General features: G+C 71.1%; 4 protein-coding genes and 2 pseudogenes. 3 read left to right on the top strand and 3 right to left on the bottom strand.

What is annotated here, in order from left to right:
- Both ACFQ87_RS44780 and ACFQ87_RS44775 read left to right on the top strand, forming a co-directional pair.
- A partial coding sequence (locus ACFQ87_RS44780; RefSeq protein WP_380616805.1) for an IS5 family transposase occupies positions 1-749 on the top strand: 749 nt, incomplete at its 5' end.
- A 187-nt stretch (positions 750-936) separates the two neighbouring features.
- The gene (locus ACFQ87_RS44775) at positions 937-1,815 is read left to right on the top strand and encodes a GNAT family N-acetyltransferase (protein WP_380616804.1); all 879 of its coding nucleotides are present in this window, start codon (positions 937-939) and stop codon (positions 1,813-1,815) included.
- 66 nt (positions 1,816-1,881) lie between these two features.
- Here ACFQ87_RS44775 and ACFQ87_RS44770 read toward each other — a convergent pair whose 3' ends face one another.
- From ACFQ87_RS44770 to ACFQ87_RS44760, 3 genes and pseudogenes are all read right to left on the bottom strand, one after another.
- Positions 1,882-2,070, bottom strand: a complete 189-nt coding sequence (locus ACFQ87_RS44770; protein WP_380616803.1) for a helix-turn-helix domain-containing protein — start codon at positions 2,068-2,070, stop codon at positions 1,882-1,884.
- A 410-nt stretch (positions 2,071-2,480) separates the two neighbouring features.
- Positions 2,481-2,699: a DUF6328 family protein gene (locus ACFQ87_RS44765; RefSeq protein ID WP_380616802.1), complete on the bottom strand. Its 219-nt coding sequence runs from the start codon at positions 2,697-2,699 to the stop codon at positions 2,481-2,483.
- A gap of 43 nt (positions 2,700-2,742) precedes the next feature.
- Positions 2,743-2,835, bottom strand: a pseudogene (locus ACFQ87_RS44760) (DUF6328 family protein); the annotation flags it as partial.
- A 918-nt stretch (positions 2,836-3,753) separates the two neighbouring features.
- On the opposite strand from ACFQ87_RS44760, the pseudogene ACFQ87_RS44755 reads away from it, so the two are divergent.
- A pseudogene (locus tag ACFQ87_RS44755) lies at positions 3,754-4,254 on the top strand (cation-translocating P-type ATPase); the annotation flags it as partial.

The raw sequence follows: 4,254 nt of genomic DNA, 5'->3' as shown, positions 1-4,254 counted from the left end.
TCCGGACCGGTGTTCCGTGGCGGGACGTACCCGTCGAGTACGGGCCGTGGGGCCGGATCTACGACCTGTTCCGCCGGTGGCAACGGGATGGTACCTGGCACCGGGTCCTCACCCACCTCCAGTCCCTGGCCGACGCGAAGGGTGCGATCACGTGGGACCTGAGCGTCGACTCCACGGTGTGCCGTGCCCATCAGCATGCGGCCGGGGCCCGGAAGCGGGGTGACCTGCAGAAGGAGTCACCGGGTGGTGTCTTCACCGAGCCTGGTGATCACGGGCTGGGGCGTTCGCGCGGTGGGTTCACCACCAAGCTGCATCTGGCCGTCGAGCAGGGGCAGAAGCCCATGTCGATCGTAGTGACGGCCGGGCAGCGTGGAGACTCGCCGCAGTTCGAAGCGGTGCTGGAGAAGGTTCGAGTGCCCCGCATCGGGCCGGGCCGGCCACGGGTCCGCCCCGATCGCGTGCGGGCCGACAAGGCGTACGCCTCCCGCAGAAACCGCGCCTACCTGCGCCGACGTGGCATTCGCTGCACCATCCCGGACAAGGCCGACCAGGCTCGCAACCGCAAGAGACTCGGCGCTCGCGGCGGCCGGCCGCCCAAGTTCGACGCCGAGGACTATAAGGCTCGGCATGCAGTCGAATGTGGCATCAATCGACTCAAAAGGCATCGCGCCGTGGCCACGAGATACGACAAGCTCGCGGTCCGCTATGAGGCGACCGTCCTCGTCGCGGCCATCAACGAGTGGCTGTGACCACACACGCGCACCGCCTTTTCGTTAATCCGTTGCCCAGGGGTCCGGCGGCCAGCTAGGTTCGCCCAGCCGCCCGCATCGGTGCAGGCCGGCGCTGTCGACCAGGAGGTGTGGAGCACATGCGCACGAGTGCCCAGGAGTTGAGCTCGCGTACTGACCCTTGCCACCTCCTCTCGACGGAGACACCTTGTCCCTTCGCATCACCCCACTGACCGACCCCGCTCACGGGCCGCACGGCCGGCGTCTTGCCTGGTTGGCGTCGGACGCGGATTCCATCCCTGCCGGGACCGCCTTCCTGCGTCTGCTCGACGGCGGACAGGATCACCTCGCCGAGCTCGACCTCCGCGTTCATCCTGCGGAGCGCCGCAAGGGCGTCGGCTCCCGGCTCCTCGACACCGTCGTGGCCACCGCCCGGGACAACGCCCGACGTCGCGTCGTCGCGCAGGCAGAAGCCGGATCACCCGGCGACCATTTCCTGGCAGCGCGCGGTTTCCGGAAGGTCCTCACCTTCAGGTACACCCGCCTGGCAATGGCCGAGGTGGACACCACCATCCTCGCTGGGATCGTCGAGCGTCCTCATCCCGGCTACCGGCTGACGTCATGGCAGGGAACCGTCCCCGACGACCTCGCCCGGACGTTCGCCGCCTCACGCCGCGCCATGGACGACATGCCCATGGACGACGCCGAGTACGGCACCGTGGCCTGGGACGTGGACCGCGTGCGGGCCGCGGCGAAGGCCGTCGAACAGCGCGGCGACCACCTGCACACCGTCGTCGCCATCGACGCCTCCAACGGCTCGATCGCCGGGTTCACCGAACTCGTCATCCCCGGCAACGGCGCAGGTGACGGCCAGCACTACGGCACGGGCGTGCTGCCCGAGCACCGTGGACACGGCCTCGGCCGATGGATGAAGGCCGAGTCGATCCGACAAGCCCATAGGGACTATCCGGACCTCGATGGCCTACTGACCGACACCGCCGACAGCAACACGCACATGCGACGGATCAACGACGGTCTCGGCTACACACCCACGCACACGACACACCAGCATCAGCTCGACCTTTAGCAGAGAGCGGACGGGCCGGACCGGGGCGTCACCCCGCCCGGCCTGTCCGTGCTTTCGATACACGCCCTAATGCCCGATCCCGTCCTCCCGCCAGGCCTGGTGCCACTGGTAGGCCGATTTCGCGGTCACCCGCAGCCCGCGTCCAGCCTCCCTCGGCGGGACACCTTCGTCGAAGAACGCGGCGGCCTCCAGCCGAACCGCCTCGCGGCGCTGACGTGCGTTCGCCGTCAGCCCGCCCCCGTCCGCGTAGCGCATACCAACGGCATAGCGCACAAATGATGGACAGTCAGCTACACGAACGGGCCAATCATCTTGAAGCGCCGAGGTCAGTAAGGCCCTGGGAGAGGCTTGACCCAGATGTCGATCGGGCCGAACTCCGCCTCGGTGTCGGCCGACGCGGCGCGCCGCCCGGCCCTCGGGCGATCAGCGCGAGGCGGTCGCTCCCGGCGGCGAAGGCCCGGACGCAGGCGCGGCCGACGCCGGCGGTGGCGCCGGTGATGACCACGGTGCGGGGTTTCGGACGTGTGTGGATCCTCATGGCAGCGTCTTGCAGGGCGGGCGCCGCCGAGACGTCACGGGCGGGGGCTCGGATCAGAGCCGTAGGGCGTCCGGGGGCACTTGCCGCTGTGCTGGTGCAGGACCGGTAGCAGAAGCCAGGACGCGAACTACAGCATGACGGCCCCAGCGATCCAGCCGGAGAGCGCCGGTCCCGTCGCCACCCGCAGCAGAAGGAGCAGGGCGGAGCCGAGGGCAAGGGCCAGTAGGACCAGGCCGGTTGCCACCAACAGTGCGGCCGTGTCCACCAGTTGGGGCTTGAGGCGGTGCCCGGAGAACACCCGGTGGTACGCGACGGGGGCAGTGAGCACCTCCGGTCGCGAGCGCACCGAGGACGACCGTGGCTACGTACAGGTTCTGGTCGAAGGAGCCGAGGTCGGCGAAGAGGGGCATGAAGACCACGCTCAGCAGGAAGCCGAAGAGGAGCTGGGAGCCGGTCTGGGCGACCCGTACTTCCTGGAGCAGGTTGCTCCAGCGCCGGTCCGCCGCTCCTCGGGCGACTCTCGTCGGCCGCTACGCGGCACCGCCTCGCGGAGGCTGTCCTGCCTGGTCATCGTGATCGCCGCCCTCTCCTCACCGGCGCGTGTAGCCGCCACGGGGCCGGGCAACCGCGGAGCATGGACGCCCGGCCGCTCCGGGGACGGAGCTGCTGACAGCCGTCCGTGCGGGCCGGCGCCGTACGGCACAAACGGCCCGCCGTCATCATCCCTGCGCAGTTCCTGACCAGCGCCCGTGTGCTCGCCCGCTTCGTCGAGGAACCGCAGGTCCGGACGGGGCCGAACGCGCCTGCCCGGCCCGGGCCAGGTCTAACGGCCGGTGCGCGATCCGCCTGTTTATCCGGGTCTCGTTGGGTAGACGCTGGTAGGACAAACGTGCCGGTGGGCCTCCAGGGTCGGCCTGTGCGTTCGAGCGCTGATCGGATAACCACCATGAACGAGCACGCATCCACCTCAGCCGGATCATCCGCTTCTTCGCCCGGTACGGCGTTGTGGCTCCGGCCGGTCGACACGGCGGCGTCCGTCGTGCGCCGCGTACCGGGCGCCAGGACCGTCGGCGGAGTGGTCGACGGTGTGCTCGACACTGTGGGACTCGTGTCGCCGCGGGCGCGCCGTGTCGCCGCCTACACCGGCGCCGGGTTGCTCGGGGCACTGGGCGCGGTCGACTGGCCGGTGGCAGCGGCCGGTGCGGCTGCCGTGTGGCTGACCCAGTCGCGGTCGGCGCGTACCGTAGCTCCGACGCGGGCGCCGAAGGCCGCGCGGCGTAAGCCGGCCGGCAAACCGAGCGCCGGTACGAGTCGCAAGACGGCGGGCAGCCGCCGTACGACTGCCTCCGCCAAGTCCCCTAAACGGAAGGCCGCGTGACGCGGTCGCCCGAGGGTGAGCCATGGTCCTGCGTCTCCTGGCCCGACTGCCGGCGGCTGGTCTCGGACTGACCCTGGCCGTGCCGGTGGTCGTCGCGCGCGCCGCGGTCCCCACGGCCCGTGCCGCCGCCCGGGTGGCGGTCGAGGCTGCCGGGGCCGGCGTCCGCACCACCGCGCACACCGCCACCGCAGCCGCCGTCACGGCACGCCGCGTGGGGCGGGTGACCCGTAACGCGGCTGAGGCGGGCCGGGGCTACTGGCAGGCCGGCTCCCGGGTCCAGCTGCCGCTGCGCCCGCGCGCGGGCACCACCGCCGGCAGAGCGCGGAACCTTGAGCTGGCGGCGCGGAAGGTGGCGCTCGGGCTGGCCAAGCGGCCGGACGTGGTCGCCGCCTACTGGGACGGCGGGCTCGCCCGGCTGGTGGTGCAGCTGACCCAGGACGCCGTCACCGAGCGCGTCGTGGACCGCGCCACCGAGCTCGCCGACGATCAGCGCCTGGAGCGGGTGGACGAGGAGGTCCTGGAG

The sequence above is a fragment of the Kitasatospora sp. NPDC056531 genome (assembly GCF_042794375.1).
Lineage (GTDB): Bacteria > Actinomycetota > Actinomycetes > Streptomycetales > Streptomycetaceae > Kitasatospora.
Note: the sequence above shows the minus strand (reverse complement) of the source record. Positions and strands in the feature narration are given on the sequence as shown.

Excerpts from the sequence above, each read along its gene's own strand:
- ACFQ87_RS44770 (WP_380616803.1), bottom strand. The coding sequence starts at position 2,070 with ATGCGCTACGCGGACGGGGGCGGGCTGACGGCGAACGCACGTCAGCGC.